The organism is Aequorivita lipolytica (assembly GCF_007997135.1).
Taxonomy (GTDB): domain Bacteria; phylum Bacteroidota; class Bacteroidia; order Flavobacteriales; family Flavobacteriaceae; genus Aequorivita; species Aequorivita lipolytica.
In genome coordinates this window covers 24,126-45,264 of record NZ_VORU01000002.1, presented here as the reverse complement: position 1 = coordinate 45,264, position 21,139 = coordinate 24,126, and the positions used below count along the sequence as shown (strand labels likewise).

The 21,139-nt window shown below is 38.5% G+C and carries 19 protein-coding genes; 6 read left to right on the top strand and 13 right to left on the bottom strand.

Features of this window, described 5'->3' with window-relative positions:
* The first annotated feature begins 29 nt into the window (after positions 1-29).
* The 3 genes from ESV24_RS02655 (at position 30) to ESV24_RS02645 (ending at position 4,609) form a co-directional block, all read left to right on the top strand.
* Positions 30-1,253 (top strand): M23 family metallopeptidase, encoded by a 1,224-nt coding sequence (locus ESV24_RS02655; protein ID WP_111815066.1) that lies wholly within the window; start codon positions 30-32, stop codon positions 1,251-1,253.
* A gap of 186 nt (positions 1,254-1,439) precedes the next feature.
* Positions 1,440-4,073: a TonB-dependent receptor gene (locus ESV24_RS02650; RefSeq protein WP_111815064.1), complete on the top strand. Its 2,634-nt coding sequence runs from the start codon at positions 1,440-1,442 to the stop codon at positions 4,071-4,073.
* 95 nt (positions 4,074-4,168) lie between these two features.
* A complete protein-coding gene (locus tag ESV24_RS02645; RefSeq protein ID WP_111815062.1) occupies positions 4,169-4,609 on the top strand; it encodes a hypothetical protein in 441 nt (146 codons plus the stop codon).
* A gap of 86 nt (positions 4,610-4,695) precedes the next feature.
* On the opposite strand, the gene ESV24_RS02640 is transcribed toward ESV24_RS02645, so the two are convergent.
* On the bottom strand, positions 4,696-5,757 hold the full coding sequence (locus ESV24_RS02640) for an endonuclease/exonuclease/phosphatase family protein (protein WP_111815060.1): 1,062 nt from the start codon (positions 5,755-5,757) through the stop codon (positions 4,696-4,698).
* 119 nt (positions 5,758-5,876) lie between these two features.
* On the opposite strand from ESV24_RS02640, the gene ESV24_RS02635 reads away from it, so the two are divergent.
* Entirely contained in the window at positions 5,877-8,711 is a 2,835-nt protein-coding gene (locus ESV24_RS02635; RefSeq protein ID WP_111815058.1) for a carboxypeptidase-like regulatory domain-containing protein, read from the top strand.
* 21 nt (positions 8,712-8,732) lie between these two features.
* The gene (locus tag ESV24_RS02630) at positions 8,733-10,175 is read left to right on the top strand and encodes a DUF5689 domain-containing protein (RefSeq protein ID WP_146743131.1); all 1,443 of its coding nucleotides are present in this window, start codon (positions 8,733-8,735) and stop codon (positions 10,173-10,175) included.
* Positions 10,176-10,203: 28 nt separating this feature from the next.
* Here ESV24_RS02630 and ESV24_RS02625 read toward each other — a convergent pair whose 3' ends face one another.
* A complete protein-coding gene (locus ESV24_RS02625) occupies positions 10,204-11,127 on the bottom strand; it encodes a PorP/SprF family type IX secretion system membrane protein (RefSeq protein ID WP_111815054.1) in 924 nt (307 codons plus the stop codon).
* 52 nt (positions 11,128-11,179) lie between these two features.
* Positions 11,180-11,503: an endonuclease/exonuclease/phosphatase family protein gene (locus ESV24_RS02620; protein WP_111815052.1), complete on the bottom strand. Its 324-nt coding sequence runs from the start codon at positions 11,501-11,503 to the stop codon at positions 11,180-11,182.
* 87 nt (positions 11,504-11,590) lie between these two features.
* Between ESV24_RS02620 and hflX the strand changes: the two genes are divergently transcribed.
* Entirely contained in the window at positions 11,591-12,802 is a 1,212-nt protein-coding gene (gene hflX, locus ESV24_RS02615) for a GTPase HflX (protein ID WP_111815050.1), read from the top strand.
* A gap of 72 nt (positions 12,803-12,874) precedes the next feature.
* Here hflX and ESV24_RS02610 read toward each other — a convergent pair whose 3' ends face one another.
* From ESV24_RS02610 to sufB, 10 genes are all read right to left on the bottom strand, one after another.
* On the bottom strand, positions 12,875-13,801 hold the full coding sequence (locus tag ESV24_RS02610; RefSeq protein WP_111815048.1) for a DUF3078 domain-containing protein: 927 nt from the start codon (positions 13,799-13,801) through the stop codon (positions 12,875-12,877).
* 109 nt (positions 13,802-13,910) lie between these two features.
* Entirely contained in the window at positions 13,911-14,417 is a 507-nt protein-coding gene (locus tag ESV24_RS02605; protein ID WP_111815046.1) for a DUF2480 family protein, read from the bottom strand.
* Between the two features lie 104 nt (positions 14,418-14,521).
* On the bottom strand, positions 14,522-14,845 hold the full coding sequence (locus tag ESV24_RS02600) for an iron-sulfur cluster assembly protein (RefSeq protein WP_111815044.1): 324 nt from the start codon (positions 14,843-14,845) through the stop codon (positions 14,522-14,524).
* A 4-nt stretch (positions 14,846-14,849) separates the two neighbouring features.
* Entirely contained in the window at positions 14,850-15,275 is a 426-nt protein-coding gene (locus ESV24_RS02595) for a SufE family protein (RefSeq protein ID WP_111815042.1), read from the bottom strand.
* 9 nt (positions 15,276-15,284) lie between these two features.
* Positions 15,285-15,725: an META domain-containing protein gene (locus tag ESV24_RS02590; protein WP_111815040.1), complete on the bottom strand. Its 441-nt coding sequence runs from the start codon at positions 15,723-15,725 to the stop codon at positions 15,285-15,287.
* 58 nt (positions 15,726-15,783) lie between these two features.
* Positions 15,784-17,001: an aminotransferase class V-fold PLP-dependent enzyme gene (locus ESV24_RS02585; protein ID WP_111815038.1), complete on the bottom strand. Its 1,218-nt coding sequence runs from the start codon at positions 16,999-17,001 to the stop codon at positions 15,784-15,786.
* Between the two features lie 94 nt (positions 17,002-17,095).
* A complete protein-coding gene (gene sufD / locus ESV24_RS02580; protein WP_111815036.1) occupies positions 17,096-18,409 on the bottom strand; it encodes a Fe-S cluster assembly protein SufD in 1,314 nt (437 codons plus the stop codon).
* 66 nt (positions 18,410-18,475) lie between these two features.
* On the bottom strand, positions 18,476-19,225 hold the full coding sequence (gene sufC / locus ESV24_RS02575; RefSeq protein WP_111815492.1) for a Fe-S cluster assembly ATPase SufC: 750 nt from the start codon (positions 19,223-19,225) through the stop codon (positions 18,476-18,478).
* Between the two features lies 1 nt (position 19,226).
* Positions 19,227-19,634, bottom strand: coding sequence for a hypothetical protein (locus ESV24_RS02570; protein ID WP_111815034.1), 408 nt, complete (start codon positions 19,632-19,634; stop codon positions 19,227-19,229).
* A gap of 43 nt (positions 19,635-19,677) precedes the next feature.
* A complete protein-coding gene (sufB, locus tag ESV24_RS02565; RefSeq protein ID WP_111815032.1) occupies positions 19,678-21,126 on the bottom strand; it encodes a Fe-S cluster assembly protein SufB in 1,449 nt (482 codons plus the stop codon).
* Positions 21,127-21,139: the final 13 nt, after the last annotated feature.

Here is a 21,139-nt window from a genome sequence, read left to right as displayed (position 1 = left end):
AAATAAATAATACCGAAAATTCCCCAGCATTGAAGAAATTAATTTTAGCCACATTAACCTTTATCCTGCTTACCACCGCATGTGAAAAAACGAAAGATGATCTTGCCGAAATCAAGGAGGTTGCAGAAGAAGTAATTATACACCAATACGGCTATGTTCTAAATGATTTCATTGTAATAAGAGATACTATCCGCAAGGGCGATACTTTTGGGGATATTCTTTATGCCAACGGTGTTCCCCAAGAAAAAATAATGGAGGTAGCTACCAAATTCCGCGATAGTTTTGACGTTCGGAAAATAGGCGTTGGGAAACCTTATGTACTCCTCAATTCTAAAGACTCTCTCAGCCAAACCCAGGTTTTTATATACGAAACAAACAAGATAGATTATGCCGTTGTGGATTTTAGGGATAGCCTATCCATCTATAATAGCCAAAAACCAGTTCGTTATGAAGAAAGAGAGGCTTCAGGTGTTATTACAAGCTCGCTTTCTGCAACAATGGAGGAGCAGAATCTAAGTCCTTACATGACCGATCAGTTGGCGAGTATTTATGCGTGGACTGTCAACTTTTTTAAACTGCAACCTGGAGATCGTTTTAAAGTGGTCTATACCGAAAAATTTATTGACGATACTATTCCCGGAGGGCTTAAGGAAATAAAGGCAGCATATTTTGAGCATCGTGGCAAACCGCTTTACGCGTTTAAGTTTTCTTCAGATTCGTTGGGGAAAGTTTCTGGTTATTATGACGAACTGGCAAATAATCTGAAACGTGCTTTTCTAAAGGCACCGGTACAATTCAGTAGAATATCTTCGCGCTACAACCTAAATAGACGTATTAAATATTACGGTTTCAAACTGCGTCCGCACCGCGGGACAGACTTTGCAGCGCCCCTCGGTACCCCTATTTTGGCTACTGCAGATGGGGTGGTAACAAAGTCTGAAAGAAGGGGCGGTAATGGAAACTATGTAAAAATAAGGCACAACGGCACTTACGAAACCCAATACCTACATATGAAAGCCAGAAACGTAAAAGTAGGGGAGCACGTAAGCCAAGGCGATGTTATTGGTTGGATTGGGATGACGGGAAACACAGGAGGTCCGCACGTATGTTATCGTTTTTGGAAAAATGGAAAAGAAGTAGATCCTTTTAAAGAAGACACTCCATTTTCGCAACCTCTTCCTAAAGAATTGCACGAGCAATATTTCGCAAATCTGCTTCCGCTGAAGGATAAATTAGACTGTATCGTATTTTAATTTTTTCATTATCTTAACATGTTAATAACATTGTTATTAAATAAATATCACATTTACAGAGTTTTAGGGGTTAATTTCTAACTTTATTCTCAAGTACTTCTCTTAAAGATTTCTTAATCAATTTTATTAGTTTGAAATTATTTAAGATTGTATTTTTGCCGAAATTTTAAACCTAAAATCAAATTCATGAGAAAGTTATTACTTCTTGTTTTTTTATTGGGCGGTTTTGCCGCTTTTTCACAAACAACGGTTACTGGAACTGTAATCGATTCTGAATCCAACGACCCGCTAGCAGGTGCTAACGTGGTTGAAACTGGCACAACAAATGGTGCCATTGCCGATTTTGACGGAAATTTTACACTTCAAACTTCTGCCAAAACGGGAACCCTTACCATTTCATATATTGGGTATACTATTGAAAAGGTTCCTTTTAAAATTGTAAATGGAACAGCGAATCTTGGAACTGTAAAAATTACCGTAGATTCCGATGCGCTTGAAGAAGTAGTAATCGTTGGAAAGGGAATCATAGATTTGGCAAAAGATCGCCAAACACCTATCGCCGTTTCAACTATCTCTGCAGCTGAAATTCAGGCTAAAGCAGTAGGTAACGTAGAATTTCCAGAGGTTATGAAAAGTACTCCAAGTGTTTACGTTTCTAACCAAGCAGGTGGATTTGGAGATTCGCAAATGTTTTTGCGCGGTTTTGACCAAACAAACACAGCATTTCTTTTGAACGGGCAACCAATCAACGGTATGGAAGACGGAAGAATGTACTGGTCTAACTGGTCTGGTATGTCTGACGTTGCAAATGCAGTTCAGGTTCAGCGCGGTTTGGGTTCTTCTAAACTAGCTATTTCCTCAGTTGGTGGAACTGTAAACATTGTGTCTCGAGCCGCTGGTAGAAAAGAAGGTGGTTTTGCACGTTTTATGACTGGTAACGACAGTTATTTTAAAGGAACTTTAAGCTACGATTCTGGTTTAAAAGGAAAATGGGCTTACTCTTTTTTGCTTGACCATTGGCAAGCACACAACAAATATGCTCTTGGAACAGCTGGGCAGGGCCAAAACTATTTTATAGGTATTGGTTATGTACCAAGCGATAAGCACTCTTTCAACTTCTTGTTGACGGGCGCACCACAATACCACGATCAAAACTTCTCAAAATCTTTGGAGGATTATGCGCTATACGGCAAACGTTACAACAGTAACTCAGGGTTTCGTGATGGTGAAAGATATACTTTAAGAAGAAACTACTATCACAAGCCAGTTGTAAACCTTAACTGGGATTGGAATGTTAGTGAAAAAACTAACTTGTCTTCTGTATTGTACGCTTCATTCGGACGTGGTGGCGGAACGGGACCTGCAGGTAGCTCAAGAAACATAATTCGCGACAATAATGGCGAAATAGATTTTAACGCTATTATCGACAACAACATTGAGTCTGCCGAAAATGGTATCGGAAGCTTCGGTCAAGGTTCTCTTGTTAGAAGAATGTCCGTTAACAACCACAACTGGTACGGTTTCCTTACAAATCTTGAAACTGCTGTAAGTGATAATTTCACATTAAATGTTGGTGCAGATACACGTTTCTATAAAGGAAGTCACTGGTACCAAATGAACGATCTTTTGGGTCTTCAAGGCTATGCTGATAACCGTGGATACGGCGATGCAAGAGGCGATGATTTCACAATTAGTGAAACTTTTGAGGCAAACCCTTGGGCTGCCTTGTTCAGCTATGCGGATGAAGGACAACGTTTCAATTACGATTATTCAGAAACTATTAATTACATAGGCGGTTTCGGTCAAGCAGAATTCAAAACAGATAATTTCTCTGCTTTTGTACAGGGTGCAGTTTCTACACAGAGCTACCAAAGAGAAGGTCGTGCCGAAGGTAGGGAAGTACAAGGCGTTAACGGCCTTGGTGAATCTGAAAAAGTAAACAAAGTTGGTTACAACCTTAAAGGAGGTATGGGTTATACTATTATTGAAAACAACACCTTGTTCGCAAACGCAGGTTATTATTCAAGACAACCATTCTTGGATAACATTTTTTCAGATATTAGAAACTCAAACTATATTCTAGAAGGTGATAACGAAATTGATAATGAAGAAATTTTGGGCCTAGAAGTTGGTTATAGACTTCGCGCAGGAAACTTCAGCTTAGACTTGAACGGATATTATACTAAATGGGGTAATCGTTTCTTGTCAGGTGGATTTATTGAAGCTGACCCAACTTCGTCAAATCCAATTGAGCAAAAAGATCGTTACCAGAGATTTACAGATATTACCCAAGTTCACAAAGGGTTTGAATTTGAAGGTAAATACCGATATTCAGGTGATTTTATGCTTAGAGCTTTCGGAAGCATTGGTAACTGGAAATATGACGGTGAAACTCCTTTCCAAACAAGGGAAGATGATACCAATGTATTGTTGGAGTCTGGTAATGTTGACCTAACGGGAACTAAAATTGGTAACGCCCCACAAACCTCTTTCGGTTTTGGGTTTAAATACAACGTTATTGGTGGTCTTTCTATTGATGCCGATTACAATATCTACGCAGATCTTTATGGTTTTGTAGATGCGGAAGATGTAGTAGATGCTTCAATTGCTGGTGAAATTTATCAAGCAGAGCGTTTGCCTGCATACAGCGTGCTAGATGCTGGGATTACTTACAAATTTGACTTTGGAGGTAATGATTTTACACTTAGAGCAAACTGTTACAACGCTACAAACGAAGCTTATTTAAGCCAAAAAGATTCATTCGGATACTATTATGGTAACGGAAGAACTTGGAACGCAAGCATACGTTACGATTTCTAATAAAATATTTAATATTTTAGAAAAATGCCCCAAACTTTTGGGGCATTTTTTTTATTTATAAACCTTATCTTTGAAACACTTCAAAAAAGAAAAATATGTATACAACATTTCAATTTATTCATTCTTATTGGGCTTATTTGGTGCTTCTTGTAGTAGTTCTTGCTACGATAAATGCACTTGCAGGATTTTTTTCAAAAAGGGAATACGGAGCTAAAGATTTTAGAATATCGCTCTTCGCTCTCATCGTAACACATATTCAATTGCTGATTGGGCTAATACTCTATTTTATTTCGCCTTTGGGCTTGCAAAACATAACCAATTCGGGAATGGGAGAGGTTATGAAAAATTCGGAATATAGACTCTATGCTGTAGAGCATCCGCTTGTAATGATTTTAACTGTTGTATTTATAACGATTGGCTATTCAAAACATAAAAAGAAATTGCTTTCGCAAGGAAAATTTAAAACCCTAGCGATTTTTTATACCATTGCTTTGGTTTTAATGCTCAGCAGAATTCCTTGGGCGCAGTGGTTTTAAGAATGAAGTGATGAAAAAACGTGAATATAATTTCACGGAATAAAAATCATATTATAGGCGCGCGATTAATCGCGCGCCTATATAGTTTAATTCTTCGATATTTTTTCCTTTATCAAATAAAGAAATACTGGAAAGTGATCGCTATATCCACCCGTATATCCATTAACAAAACTTCTGAAAGGATAACCTTTATATTGGCCACGGGGTGTTACCAAATAATTTTTATTGAAGATCCCAGCCTTATAAAAACGATAGCTTGAAAAGTCTTTTTTTGTCAATTCGGTGGAAATTATAATTTGGTCAAAAAGGTTCCAGCCATCACGATACGCTAAGGTTCCCATTCCCTTTTTAAACATTTCTTCCATTGGGTTGTACCATTCTTTCATCTTCATATTCTCACGCTCATTTTTGGTCTTTAGCACACCCTTAATGCTGGGGCTGGTTGGGTCGTCATTCAAATCACCCAGGGTTATAATTTTAGCATAAGGATCTTCGCTGAATAATGAATCCGTTATTTTTTTGTTGAGTGCTGCAGCTTTCATTCGTTTGGGCCGGCTGCGGGCTTCACCACCGCTTCGCGAAGGCCAATGGTTTACAAGAATATGAATTTTTTCACCATCGAGCATGCCACTAACCAAAAGTTGGTCGCGGGTATAGACACGCTTGCTGCGATCCTGATCATCAAAAATTAAAAGTTCATACGCTTTGTAATTGGTGGGTGTAAAAAGTTTTTTCTGATAAAGGAGCGCTACGTCAATGCCTCGGCGATCTGGGCTATCAAAATGCACAATACCGTAGTCTTTATTTACTAAGGGTTTTTGGTTCAACAAATCTTCAAGTACTCTGCGGTTTTCTATTTCGCTTACCCCAACTAATGCTGGTGAAGTTCCCGTAATGTCTTCTCCAATTTCTGAAAGTACTTTAGCCATGTTGGCCAGCTTTGCCTCATAAATTTCCTGGGTCCAGTGGTCTTTTCCTTCCGGCGTGCGGTCATCGTCAAAAGTTAGTGGATCATCTTCGTAATCGAAAAGATTTTCAAGGTTGTAAAAAGCAATCGTGATTATTTTGTACTCTTTTTCTGTTTGTGAAAATGCACAGCTGCTCCAAAACAAGAACAGAAAAATAAAATACTGAATAGGCTTCCTCATAAGATAAATAAAATTTATAATGTAAAAAGTTAATAATATTTATATAGATATAATAATTTTTTTATTAATTTTATATTCTTCCCATTAAATTCTCCCCGATATTAAAATCAAGTTTAAAGATGAAACGCTTCATTTTTATCGGTTTTGTGGTTTTTTTGGGTGAAATATCTTCATTTGCCCAAGAAGTCATTGTGAAAGGGCGGGTGCTGGAAACCAATTCCTATGAGCCCATTCCGGATGTTGAAATGAACATTCATACCACTATCTTCAATACCGTAACTAACGCTTTGGGCGAGTTCTATTTCCTACAGGAAAATCTTCCGCAAGGACAACAAATTTTGGTAGTTTCAAAATCGGGCTACATAACTTTAAAACTTCCAATAATTATACGGGACGATGTCCCAATCAATCTTGATCCTATCTTAATGACAATCGACCTGAGTGAGGTGGAGCAACAAATAGGCGTTATTAGCCTTTCAGATAATGAGCTTAATGACGATGAGGGAACATCCTATAATATTTCGGGACTCTTGCAAGCCTCAGACGATGCTTTTCTAAACGCTGCGGCTTATGATTTTAGCGCTACTTTTTTCAATCCGCGTGGTTTTGACAATGCCAACGGCAAAGTGCTCATTAACGGTATAGAAATGAACAAGCAATACGATGGTCGTCCACAATGGGCAGATTGGGGCGGACTCAATGATTTGCAGCGTAACCAGGAATTTTCAATGGGTCTTCAGGCTAACGATTATACTTTTGGTGATGTGGCTGGAACCACAAATATTATTATGCGCGCTTCACAATATCGCAAGGGAGGTAGAGTTTCTTACGCTACTTCAAACAGAAGTTATCGCGGTCGGGTAATGGCCTCTTACAGTAGTGGTCTTTTGCTAAATGGCTGGGCCTATTCCGTGCTGCTTTCAAGACGTTTTGGCGAGGGTGGTTTTCAAGAAGGAACTATTTACGACGCAAATTCTTTTTTTGCTTCCGCAGAAAAGAAGCTTAATGAAAATCACAGCCTTAATTTATCTGCTTTTTACACGCCAAATCGCAGGGGAAAATCAACGGCAATTACCGATGAAGTAAAAGGTTTGAAGGGGATAGGTTATAATCCTAACTGGGGCTATCAAGATGATGAGATTAGGAACTCGCGTATAAAAGAAGTAAAAGAACCTGTATTTATGCTGAATCACTATTGGCAATTTAATAATAGAACTTCTTTGAATACTAATTTGGGGTATCAAACTGGAAAAATTGGAAATACCCGCATCGACAATGGCGGTACCCGTTTGGTTGAAGTGGATGGACAGCAGACCTATATTGGCGGCGCCAGAAATCCTTCTCCCAATTATTATCAAAAGCTTCCAAGTTATTTTTTGCGATTTGAAGATCTAACTGCTTATGATTATCAATTGGCATATTTGGCTGAGCAGGAATTTATAAATGATGGACAATTGGACTGGAATTCACTTTATGAAGCAAACCGCATTGCACGAAGTTCTGGCGGAAACTCAATCTATGCTATTCAAGAGGACAGAACTGATGATACACAATTTACCGCAAATACCATTTTCAATAGTCGCATTTCAGAAAATATCACCTTAAACGCCAATGCGAGTTACAGAAGTCTGAAAAGCGAAAATTTTGCTGAAATGAAAGACCTTTTGGGAGGAACCGGTTATTTAGATGTAGACTATTTTGCCGAAGGAGCGAATAATACCATCGTGGGCGATGTTTCTCAAAGCGATTTGCGAAACAGAAACAGAATAGTTACTGAAGGCGATCGCTATAAATATAATTTTGAACTTAATGCAAACGTACTTTCGGGATTTGCCCAGGGACAGTTCAAATACAGCAAGATAGACTTTTATATAGCTGCGACGGCATCCCAAACCAGCTATCAGCGAAACGGTTTATTTGAAAACGGAAACTACCCCGGAAAGCTATCACTTGGTGAAAGTGAAAAACTGAGCTTCACCAACTTTGGCGCAAAAGCAGGAGCTACCTTTAAAGTAACCGGAAGACATTTGCTTGATTTCAACACAGGATATTTCACAAAAGCTCCATCGCTTCGAAATTCTTTCAGCAACTCTAGGCAAAATAATACTGTTGTAATTGGTTTGGAAGATGAAAAATTTCAGAACGTTGATTTTAGCTATATTTTCCGTTCTCCGATTGTGAAAGCCCGATTAACCGGCTATTACAACACAATCCAAGAGCAGACCGAAATCAACTTTTTCTTTACTGAATCTGCTCAGGGTTTTGAAGACGGCAATGCTTTTGTACAAGAGGTGATTAATGGTATAAACTCAAGAAAGTTAGGGGCAGAGCTTGGCTTGGAAGCACAAATAACGCCCACAATTAAACTGAAAGCCGCCGCCGCTTTTGGTCAAAACGTATATACAAACAATCCAAAACAGTATTTAACAAGCGAAGATTTTGAGATACTTACTTTTGGCGATGGAACAACAAAACTGAAAGATTATCACCTTGCCGGTGGCCCAGAAAGGGCATATCAAGTAGGCTTTGAATATCGCGACCCAGCTTTTTGGTGGTTTGGGGTAACGGGAAACTATTTCTCAAATGCCTATGTGGATGTAAGTACTTTAAGAAGGTCGGACGCTTTTACATTTGATGCTGATGGGCAAACATTTAACGATTACGATCCCGAAATCGCAAAAACACTTTTGAAACAAGAAGAATTTGAGGACTATATGCTCATAAATGTGGTGGGTGGAAAATCGTGGAGAATTAGGAATTATTTTCTTGGCTTTTTCGCAACCGTAAGTAATATTTTAGATCAAAGCTACAAAACGGGGGGTTTTGAAGATTCGCGATTGGCAGATTATCATTCGGTGCGGGAAGAACAAAACAGGGATACTCCAGTGTTCGGAACTCGTTATTTCTTTGGTTACGGAACTACATATTACTTAAACCTATATGTTCGATTTTAAATGATATATAAAACCATTATTATGAAAACAAGAAATCTCTATAAGCTCTGCGCACTATTATTCTTTGTGTTGATAATGGTACTGTCTTGTGTGAAAGACGATGATTACGATGTGCCAATTACTGAAGTGGTCCCACCAGATATTGACCAAAATGATGTCATTGAAATTTCAGCCTTGCGCGATTTGTTGGAACAAGAGCAGACCGCGACCGGCAACCCAGACGCCATTTTAACTTTTGAAGAAAACGACAAGTATATTACTGGATACGTAATTTCCAACGATGAGGGCGGAAACTTTTTTGAGGAATTGATTATTCAAAACAGCGTTTCAAATCCAAGCGCAGGCGTTAAGGTTTTAATAGATGTGAGCCCACTTTTCACAACCTTCGAATTTGGAAGAAAGGTTTATGTGAAGCTCAATAACCTAACTGTGGGTATTGATAGCGGTGTACTCACTTTAGGAATTAGAGACGGAAATAATATCGAGAAAATCGCGGAATCTACAATGTTCGTTTTTCTGATTCGCGATGTGGATGTGGCAGCAATTGAACCCTTGCCAATAAACATTTCAGATTTTACTGATTTAAAAACCAATCTGTACATCAGGCTTAACGATGTGCAGTTTAACCGCAATGATGCCGTGGGCAATAACCGGAAAACCTTTGCAGCTGAACCATCAGACCAGTTTGATGGAGAGCGCACTTTGGAAAGTTGCGTCACTGGGGCAACAGCCGTTTTCAGTACCAGCACTTTTGCAGATTTTAAAGCACTGCTTCTCCCAAACGGAAGAGGCTCTCTAGATGGCATACTCACCTATAATTTCTTCGGAGAAATCTTCAATGTTGTGGTAAATGATCCTTCCACGATAAATTTTGATAATGAAGACCGTTGCGACCCATCGGAAATTGATTGTGGTTTGGCGTCTTCAACGGGAAACAACGTTCTATTTAGCGATTTCTTTGAAACCCAATCCCCTGGAAATCCAATTACGGGAAATGGATGGACCAATTACGTGGAAGCTGGCTCTGAAACTTGGGAAGCATACACCGCTGGCGGAAATAACCCTTCCTTAGGTATTTCGGCGAGAATGCAGGCGTTCAACTCTGGCGATGACCGAAATATTGCTTGGCTTATTACACCGCAGGTAAATTTTGATGCCCAAGATGGGGAAACCTTGAATTTTAAAACCTCAAACAGTTTTGCTGATGGAAGTACTTTGGAATTACTATTTTCAAGTGATTGGGACGGAAATCCAGATAATATTACTTCTGCAACTTGGGATTTATTGTCCGCGGCATACATTACACAGGACGATGATCCTTTTGCAAGATGGTTTCCTTCTGGCAACGTTTCTTTGGAGTGTATCACAGGTGGTGGATACATAGCTTTAAAGTATGTGGGAAGTGGTGAGGAAGATTTTGACGGAACCTATGAATTTGATGAAATAGTTATCAATTCAAATTAAAATCCGGCTGCTGAAAAGCAAATTTTGGTTAGAAAAACCGAGGTGAAATTATTGATGGCGGACTAAAGAAAACATCAAAAGTTAGTATTATTTCATGAGAATGTGGGCCTTCTGCTTTCAAATCTGAAATTACACGGTCATAAGCATATCCCACACGAATGTTCGGGGTAATCTGAAACCCAACCAAGCCGCTGAAGGAATCGTCCAATCTGTAGGATACCCCAAGTTCAAACCTCTCATAAAATAGTGCGTTCAGGTTTCCGTCGTAAGAAACTGGCGCATTAAAAGCAGATTTCACCATAATAGATGGTTTCAGCTTGACGTTTTCAGAAAGTTGGAAAACGTATCCTGCAGTAATAAAATAATGATTCGTCTCAGAGCCGTACTTGATGCCGTTTTCGTCTAAATGAACAGATTTCAACATATTCGGAACAGATAAACCTACATAAAATTTTTCGCCATACAGAAAAGCACCAGCGCCAATATTGGGATACGTATTATTTATATCCTGCGAAAAGAGCGGGTCGTTGGGATCCTGCACTTCTAAATTTACCAGCCCAACATCCTGAAAGGTTACCCCAGCCTTAAGACCAAATGCTACTTTTACGCTACTCGCCAACTGAAGCGTATAAGAAAAATCGGCAAACAAATTTGTTTCGCGAAATGGACCCAATTCATCTTTTATTGCCGAAAGCCCAAGCCCTATTTTTTTAGTGATGGGAGAATGGGCCGAAAAGGTAAACGTCACAGGATTACCTTCCAGACCAGACCACTGGTTTCTGTAAAGTGCAGTAAGGGAAAGGCTTTCTTTGGAGCCCGCATATGCAGGATTAACCACATTCATATTGTACATATATTGTGTGTACTGCGGGTCTTGCTGCGCTTGGGTTTTAAGAATAGAAAACACAAACATCAACATTAGTAAGATGAATATGTGTTGTTTTCCTTTCATTGGTGTTAATATTTTTAAAGGCTTAATTTATTAAATTTTTAATAGAATAAGGTCATTGTTTTATTTTACAAAACTTCAAAATAATTTCTTCGGAAAAGGAGCGCGGTATCAATTCCTCGTTCGTATAGTGAATCGAAGTGTGCAGAACCACAGGTTCGTTTTCTACTTTGGAAACACATGAAAGTACGGCAGGATGTGTAGTCTCGGCGAAACCGATCTGCGAAATAATTCTTCCCAGTTTCTTCAGCTTTTTATTGTAATGCTTTTTCCAGTCTATTTCAGTATTTGGCGTAAAATCATCATCCAATATTTTTGCTGTCATAGTATCAAAAAGGGTTTCAAGATTGTAAAATGCTGCGGTGTAAAGTTTTTTCATTCCTAAATAGTGAAAAGGTGTTAATTGCTTGTAAAGTACGAAAAACTCTTGCTATGTGTTTTGTACATTTGTTCTATAAATTACTTTATGATAGAGCAAACGGACATTTCATACGAAAAAACAGTTTTAATTGGGCTGATAACACAATTTCAGGACGAAATAAAATCTGAAGAATACCTTGACGAACTTGAGTTTTTGGCTTACACTGCAGGAGGGGAAGTACTGAAACGATTTACACAAAAAATGGAAGTTCCCAATCCCAAAACATTTATTGGTACCGGAAAGTTGGAGGAAGTGAAAAATTTTGTGGAAGAACACGGGGTGGGTGTAGTTATTTTTGATGATGAGCTTTCGCCCAGCCAACAAAAAAACATTCAAAAATCGTTGGATTGTAAAGTATTGGATCGTACCAACTTAATTCTAGATATTTTTGCTCAGCGAGCACAAACAAGCTATGCCCGAACACAAGTGGAACTTGCACAATATCAATATTTGTTGCCACGGCTTGCAGGTATGTGGACTCACTTGGAACGCCAGCGTGGAGGAATCGGGATGCGCGGTCCGGGGGAAACAGAAATTGAAACCGATAGACGTATTGTTCGTGACCGAATTGCATTGCTAAAAGACAAGTTAAAAAAAATTGACCGTCAAATGGAAGTGCAACGTGGCAATCGTGGCGCTTTGGTGCGCGTAGCATTGGTGGGTTATACAAACGTGGGAAAATCTACGTTGATGAACGTAATAAGCAAAAGTGATGTTTTTGCAGAAAACAAACTTTTTGCAACCTTGGATACTACCGTTCGGAAAGTGGTTATTGGGAATCTTCCTTTTCTGCTTACAGATACGGTAGGTTTTATCAGAAAATTGCCAACGCAACTTGTGGAATCCTTCAAAAGCACATTGGATGAGGTTCGCGAGGCAGATTTGCTGTTACATGTTGTGGATATTTCACACCCGTCATTTGAACATCATATTGATTCCGTAGATAAGATTCTAGAAGAAATAGGAAGCGCCGATAAACCTACAATAATGGTTTTCAATAAGATTGACGTTTACGAAGCTGAGGAGATTGAACAAGACGATTTAATGACCGAAAAAACCAAAGCACATTACACTCTGGAAGAATGGAAACAAACCTGGATGGCAAAACTGAACGGCGATGCTATCTTTATTTCAGCATTGAATAAAGAAAATTTTAGTGAATTCAGAAAGCTTGTTTATGATAAAGTGAAAGAAATACACACCACCCGCTTTCCGTACAACAGCTTTTTGTACGATGAATATACCGAGGAGGAGTAGGTCTTTCGCACGTAAAGCTGTTAAAAGAGCCATTCAATTATTTTAATCGGCTCTTTTTCGTGTTATATTTTTCTAGAAACCGTACGTTACCCCAACGCCCAAAGCTTCACGAATCTGGAAACCCTGCACGGCATTGTCATCATAAATAGCCTGAAAAGTTACGTTTGAAGTGATGTATTTGTTTACTTTCATCACAAGATTAAAGGTGTAGTCAATATCAACATTTTGTGGATCTTCCAAGTAGTTTGAATAAAGATTCAAAATGTTCTCTGCGGAAATATTCGCCATTATATTAAATTTTGCATACCCAGAAATTGAAGCACCAAACTCAAATCGGGTGGTTTCATTAGCGTCCACTCCAAAGTATTTATTTTTGTTATAAGCATCCAAAGCACCCGGAACACTTTCATTTACAGTTGTAAAATCTTTATCAACCATTATAAATTTTGCAGTGGCAGGTGAAATGTTCACATACAGATTGTCGCTTTTCTTCCACAATATACCGGGGCCAAACTGAATATATGCTGGAGATAAAATATGTGTGGTTTCCGTACGATAACCTTCGTTGTCTGGATTAAGATCTTCATTGAATTCATACCCTTTTGCAAATTGAGTTTTGAAGTTCAAAAACAAAGAATAATACCAATTGCTTTCTTTAATCTGTCTTCCTAAAATGGAATTGAACTCCAAACGGTCGTTTGTCTTACGCGAATATTTATCATCCTTGTTTTTGGTGATGCCATATTCCCCGGTTAAGCGGTTATTCCATGAAAGCTTATCCTGCTTGTAATTAAAATCATAAGTTAGTGAAAGGTTTCCAGAATAATTGGAAGTTCCACCGCCGGTCCATTCAGCATTGAAAGCTGCTTGATTAAACAATAATGAAAGATTTCCAGTGCGTGTCCAGCCATTTGGGATTGTATCTTTTGGAGCTTCTTCTTGGGCAAGTAGTGCCAATGGTGCAGCTAAAAGAACTGCAAGAAGTAGAAGTTTATTCATATTTAATGGAGTTTTGTTTGTGCAAAAATACTCACTCTTTTGAAAAATTGACAAAGAAATGAGTCAATTCAATTTTTTTATGAAATCTTAAAAGGAAAAAATTGATTTCCTACTTCCTCCTAAAGAGAGGGACAGAAGAACAGGCTTCACCGTACATAATACTTTTAGAAATGGGCTGTAGTTTTTGAGCCAAGAGCACATAAGCATTCTGCGGAATGGGTTTGTGGGCGCAACCTTTTATGATTATTGATTTGCCCTTAAATTCTGAAACATCCAAATTCTGAAGTAATTCTGCAAAAAGTATGCTTTCCAATTCTTCCAAGTTTCCAACGGTAACTTTTGCGGCAAAAGGAGCTAAATGAAGTGATAAAAGTAAATAAGCCCAACCGGGAATAATGGCATCTGTGCTGCAATAAAGAGCCACAAATTTATCTTGATATTGGGTCCAGTCGTACTCCTTTGCATTTTCACGAAATTCACTTTCGCGAAGCACAATTCCTTCCAGCAACCACTGCGAAATATCAAAAGAAACCCGCTCACCTTTTAGGTATAGTTCCTCAAGATTAAATGTTACAAGTTTGCTGTTCGCTACGCGATTTATTATTTCTTCGTTCATATTGTTTAAGTCTCGCAAGGGCTTCGACTTTAGTTTACCCTCAGCCTGCCATTTTAACTCCTCACATTTACTGAATACTGCGTACTGAACACTGAACACTTTTTTTAAAGCATCCCCAATTCCAGCTTTGCCTCTTCGCTCATAAGTTCTTGGCTCCACGGCGGATCGAAAGTAATTTCTACTTCGGCATCCTTTATCATTTTCATTGATTTAATTTTATCTTCTACCTCCATTGGCAGACTTTCGGCTACTGGGCAGTTTGGAGTTGTAAGAGTCATCAGTACTTTAACTTCCATGTCCTCGTTTACAAATACATCGTATATTAATCCTAGCTCGTATATATCTACAGGAATTTCGGGATCGTATATGGTTTTTATAACTGCGACTATTTTTTCGCCCAACTCGGCCATATCTATTTCTGTTTCCATTTTTTTAATTTTTAAGTTGTGTTTGGTACGCTAAGGCATACATTTTCATTTGTTTTATCATAGAAACCAAACCGTTTGCACGGGTAGGCGAGAGGTGCTCCTTCAAACCTATTTCATCAATAAAATCAGTATTTGCATCAAGTATTGCCTGTGGTTTTTGATCTGAGAAAACACGTACCAAAACCGCAATTATTCCTTTAGTAATAATGGCATCGCTATCTGCGGTGAAAATGATTTTATCCTCCTTCAATTCAGAATTTAGCCATACTTTGCTTTGGCAGCCTTTGATTAATTTATCGTCGTTTTTTAAATTTTCGTCAATCAGCGGAAGTGATTTGCCAAGATCTATCATATATTCATAGCGCTGCATCCAGTCTTCAAACATTGAAAACTCGTCAATTAATTCTTCCTGTATTGCCTCAATCGTCATAGTTCTTTTTTAGTTGTTTGTGTCTTTGGTAGCACTGAGCACAACACTGCGGTCTGTTTTAGAATAAAATGTTAGAACTCCATTTTGTAAATCGTAAGATCCAGTATTATTCAATGCGTCCAAAAAATCTCTTTCGGTTTTCATAATATTTTTGTCCATACACATTTTTTCACTAACCGCTAAATCGCCAAAACCGATGCTGTAAAGATCAAGGGTATAGTTTCCAAAAACTGAATTGCAACCCGTGGTCCCTCGGAAGGAGTTATCCAAAGCTGACATCGTAAAAGTTGGATTTGTGGTATTGGTAAGTTTCTTTCCATTTATTGAAGAAACGGTATAACTGCCCGTTAACTGAACGCTTCCGGCAACGTCGATTACTTTTTTGGTTTCATCGCAGCTTGTAAAAAATATTGTAAAAATGAGAATGGATAATGTGGCAAGTGTTTTCATGAGTTTCTAATTTAAAGTTTAAGAATTCAAAGTTCAAGTTTTAAATGTGTGCTATTCGTCAACTTAACATCATTTTGGCTTTTTTTACGGCGTTTACCAATGCGTCCACTTCTTCCAAAGTATTGTAAAATGCAAAGGATGCCCGGACCGTTCCGGGAATTTTATAAAAATCCATAATAGGTTGAGCACAGTGGTGGCCTGTACGCACAGCAATACCCAATTTGTCTACAATCGTCCCGATATCATAGGGATGGATGCCTTCAATATTGAAAGAAACTACCGAGGTTTTTTCAGGGCCTGTGCCGTAAATTTTCAAGCCTTCTATTTCCAATAATTTTTGGGTGGCGTATTTTAAAAGCTCGTTCTCGTACTTTTCAATCTCCTCAAAACCGATAGCGTTTAGATAATCAATCGCGGCTCCAAAAGCAATTACGCCACAAATATTGGGCGTTCCAGCTTCAAATTTATGCGGAAGACCGGCATACGTAGTTTTTTCAAAAGTAACTTCGGCAATCATCTCTCCACCGCCTTGGTAGGGAGGTAGTTTGTTGCCCCATTCTTCTTTCATATAGAGAATTCCAACGCCAGTTGGCCCGCACATTTTATGTGCTGAAGTAACGTAGAAGTCTACATCCAATTTTTGTAAATCAGGTTTTACGTGCGAACAGGATTGTGCGCCGTCAACTAAAACAGCAGCTCCAACTTGGCGCGCTTTTTCAATGATTTCAGCAATCGGATTTATTGTTCCCAATGCGTTAGAAATATGGTTTACAAAAACAAGTTTCGTCTTTTCCGAAAGCAATTTTTCGTATTCTGAAAAAATCAAAACGCCTTCCTTGTTCATCGGAATCACTTTTAAAATAGCTCCAGTTTTTTCACAAAGCATTTGCCACGGCACAATATTGCTGTGATGCTCCATCGCCGAAACGATTATTTCATCTCCCTTTTTTAGAATTTCTGAAAAACCGTTTGCAACTAGATTTATTCCGTGCGTTGTTCCTGCGGTGAAAATGATTTCGTAGGCTTCCTTGGCATTGAAATGAGTTTGGATTTTTTGTCGCGCTCCTTCATAAGCATCCGTAGCTTCCTGTGAAAGTGTATGAACACCACGGTGAATATTTGCATTGTAATTGCTGTAATAATCCACGATGCTATCAATTACCTGCTGCGGTTTTTGTGAAGTAGCAGCATTGTCCAAATAGACTAACGGATAGCCATTTACCTTTCGGGAAAGGATTGGGAAATCGTTACGTATTTTTTGAATGTTGAAGGGCATTTAAAATTTTTATGAATTTGTAATTCAGGGCTTATGGTTTGCCACGAATTCACGAGTTATAAATTATATTATTCGTGAATTCGCGGCTGTTTTTTTAAAGCTGAAACCCCAAACTAACCCCAATTTTATTAGCGATAAGCTTGTTGATTCGCACTTTTAGTTCTGGAATTTTTACACTTTCCAAAACGGTGTTTGCAAAAGCGTACATCAATAATGCCTTGGCTTCTTTTAAACCGATGCCGCGGCTTCGCAAGTAAAATAAAGCGTCTTCATCAAATTGGCCAATAGTGCAGCCGTGCGAACATTTTACATCGTCTGCAAAAATCTCTAACTGTGGCTTCGCATTAATCGTGGCTTTATCGTCAATAAGGATGTTATTATTCTGTTGAAAAGCATCTGTTTTTTGGGCATCTTTTTCAACTACAATTTTTCCGTTGAAAACACCTGTAGATGATTCTGCAAACAGCCCTTTGTAGTCTTGATGACTTTCACAGTTTGGCGCAATGTGATGTACCAAAGTATTGTGGTCTACGTGCTGCTTTCTTTCAATAATTGTAATTCCTTTTAACGTAGAATCGCAATGTTCACCGTTTTGATAAAAGTTGAGATTGTTGCGAACTAAATTTCCGCCAAATGTGAAGGTATGCACCCGGCAAACCGTATCGCGTTGCTGCGAGATAAATGTACTGTCTATCAAAGAAGCAGTTGGCTCGTCATTTTGAATTTTATAGTAATCCACATAAGCGCGTTTTTCAGCGAAAATTTCTGTCACCGAATTGGTCAAAACTTCATTGCTGGAAAGGCTTTGGTGACGCTCAATAATTTGAACGTGGGCATTTTCCCCAACCACGATTAAATTTCTTGGCTGCAGAAACATCGCGGCTTCATTACCAGTAGAAAAATTGATTATTTCAATAGGCTTTTCAACTTCTTTATGCGCCGGAATGTGAATATATGCGCCTTCTTTGGTGAAAGCTGTATTCAGCGAAGTTAGGCTGTCGCTCTTTGCTGCTTTGTTGAAATATGTTTCAATGATTGGCTTGTATTTGCTTTTGTTAAGTGCTGCGGACATTAAGCAAACATCCAGCGAATCGTGCGTGGTTTCTGAAAGGAAGGAATTGTAAACCCCATCTACAAAAACAAGTTTGTAGGTGTCTATTTCATGAAGGAAATACTTGCGTACATTTTTAAGCTCAACATTTCGTTCTTTGTTTGAATATACGCTGTAATCTGGTTTCAGCAGTGAATTGAGCGAAGTATATTTCCAAGCTTCTTCCTTTTTTGTAGGAAAACCTTTTTCCTCAAAGATTTTAATGGCGTTGTTCCGCACATCGTGTAATGGCGAATCAAACTCTAGGTAATCTTCGAGAGCAATGTATGATGATAATAATTTGTCTTTAAAACTCATCTTTTTCAGTTATGAGTTATGAGTTATGGGTTATGAAAAAACACAAACCATAGGCTATAACTATTTTTAAACTAATTCTTCTTTAATCCAATCGTAACCTTTTTCTTCAAGCTCGTAAGCAAGTTCCTTGGTGCCAGATTTTACTATTTTTCCGTTCATAATTACGTGTACAAAATCGGGAATTATATAATCCAAGAGGCGCTGATAGTGCGTAATAACTATTACTGCGTTGTCTTCGCTTTTCAGTTTGTTCACGCCGTTAGCTACAACTTTCAACGCGTCAATATCCAATCCTGAATCGGTTTCGTCAAGAATGGCTAGTTTTGGCTCAAGCATCGCCATTTGGAATACTTCGTTGCGTTTCTTTTCACCTCCAGAAAAACCTTCGTTTAGGGAACGCGAAAGAAACTTTCGGTCTATTTCCAGCATATCTGCCTTTTCTTTTATCATTTTCAACATTTCAGAAGCTGGCATATCTTTCTGCCCTTTTGATTTTCGGGTTTCGTTAATTGCCGTTTTTATGAAGTTGGTAACCGAAACACCGGGAATTTCCACAGGGTATTGAAACGAAAGAAATATGCCTTTGTGCGCTCTCTCTTCTGGATCTAACTCTGAAATATCTTCGTTATCAAAAGTGATGTAGCCTCTTGTAACCTCAAACTCTTCTTTTCCCGCAACTACAGATGCCAATGTGCTTTTTCCAGAACCGTTGGGTCCCATTATTGCGTGTACTTCACCGGCTTTCACTTCTAGGTTTATTCCCTGTAGAATATCTTTTCCCTCAATTCCGGCGTATAAATCTTTTATTTTTAACATTTTAATTTTTCTTTGCTGTTTCATTTAGTTTAATAACTTCTTCAGATGGTTTGTCGGCAACTCTCATAATTTCAGTAATTGTCAATATTTCTTCCCATTCGCTGTCGTTTTCAGTGTTTTTTGAGACTGATCCGCGAACTATTACACTAACCATGTCCAAATCACTCTTTGTTACTCCCGCCACTTGCTTAGAAAGTTCTTCAGATAGCAAGTTGCGTTTTACGCCATAAATAAAATTATTTCCCATTAGCACCATTGCGCCGTTGGAATCAATAAAATCTCCTTTATAGGCTGTTAGTTTTTCTACTGTTTCAGTAGTAACTTCTGTAGCATCCTCATTTTTTTCTTCTGAATTCTTACAAGAAAGAACTACTGCTGAAAGCATTAACAACAAAATGATTTTTTTCATAATTGATAGCTGATTTAGATTATAAAAATATTGAGACTATAAATTATCCAACAGATCCTTCAAGGCTGATTTCCAATAGCTTTTGCGCTTCTACGGCAAATTCCATCGGAAGTTTATTCAGCACCTCTTTGCTAAAACCATTCACTATTAGTGCAATGGCTTTTTCAGTATCTATACCGCGTTGGTTACAATAGAAAATTTGATCCTCACCAATTTTACTGGTCGTGGCCTCGTGTTCTATTTGGGCGGTTTTGTTTTTTACTTCAATATAGGGGAAGGTGTGTGCACCACAACTATTGCCCATCAACAATGAATCGCATTGTGAAAAGTTTCGGGCATTGTCGGCATTTGGCAGAATTTTTACTAAACCACGATAGCTGTTCTGAGATTTTCCTGCTGAAATACCTTTGGAAATAATAGTGCTTTTTGTGTTTTTTCCAATGTGTATCATCTTTGTTCCCGTATCTGCTTGCTGAAAATTATTGGTTACTGCAATGGAGTAAAATTCACCGATAGAATTATCTCCTTTTAAAATACAACTCGGGTATTTCCAAGTTACAGCACTTCCGGTTTCCACTTGTGTCCAAGAGATTTTTGCGTTTTTCTCACAAATTCCACGCTTGGTCACAAAATTATAAACACCACCTTTACCTTCTTTATTACCAGGAAACCAGTTTTGAACCGTTGAATATTTTATCTCGGCACCATCCAAAGCAATCAATTCTACAACGGCCGCATGCAGTTGGTTTTCGTCACGGCTTGGAGCCGTACATCCTTCCAGATAACTTACGTAGCTACTTTCGTCAGCTATAACTAGCGTTCTTTCAAACTGTCCCGTTCCTGCTTGATTAATTCTGAAGTAGGTAGAAAGTTCCATTGGGCAACGAACGCCTTTTGGAATGTAGCAAAAAGAACCATCACTAAAAACGGCACTGTTTAAAGCCGCGTAAAAGTTGTCGCGCTGAGGAACAACAGTTCCCAAATATTTTTTAACTAATTCTGGATGCTCTTTTATAGCTTCGGAAATAGAGCAGAAAATGATTCCTTTTTCCCCAAGAGTCTTTTTAAACGTAGTTGCCACAGAAACGGAGTCCATTACAATATCCACAGCGACACCGGCCAGTTTCTTTTGTTCGTCCAAAGAAATCCCTAAACGTTTAAAGGTATCCAAAAGCTCTGGATCTACGTCGTCAATGCTATCATATTTAGGCTTTTTGTTTGGAGCAGAATAGTAAGATATGTTTTGAAAGTTCGGTTTCGTGTAGTGCACATTAGCCCAATCTGGCTCCACCATTGTCTGCCAATAACGAAAAGCTTCCAAGCGCCATTCAGTCATCCATTCAGGTTCTTCTTTTTTCATTGAAATAGCGCGAACTATGTCTTCGTTCAATCCTACGGGAAAGGTGTCAGATTCAATATCGGTATAGAAACCATATTCGTACTCTTTGGTTTCCAATTCTTTTTTTAGATCGTCTTCGGTATATTTCGTCATTTAGTTTGTATTC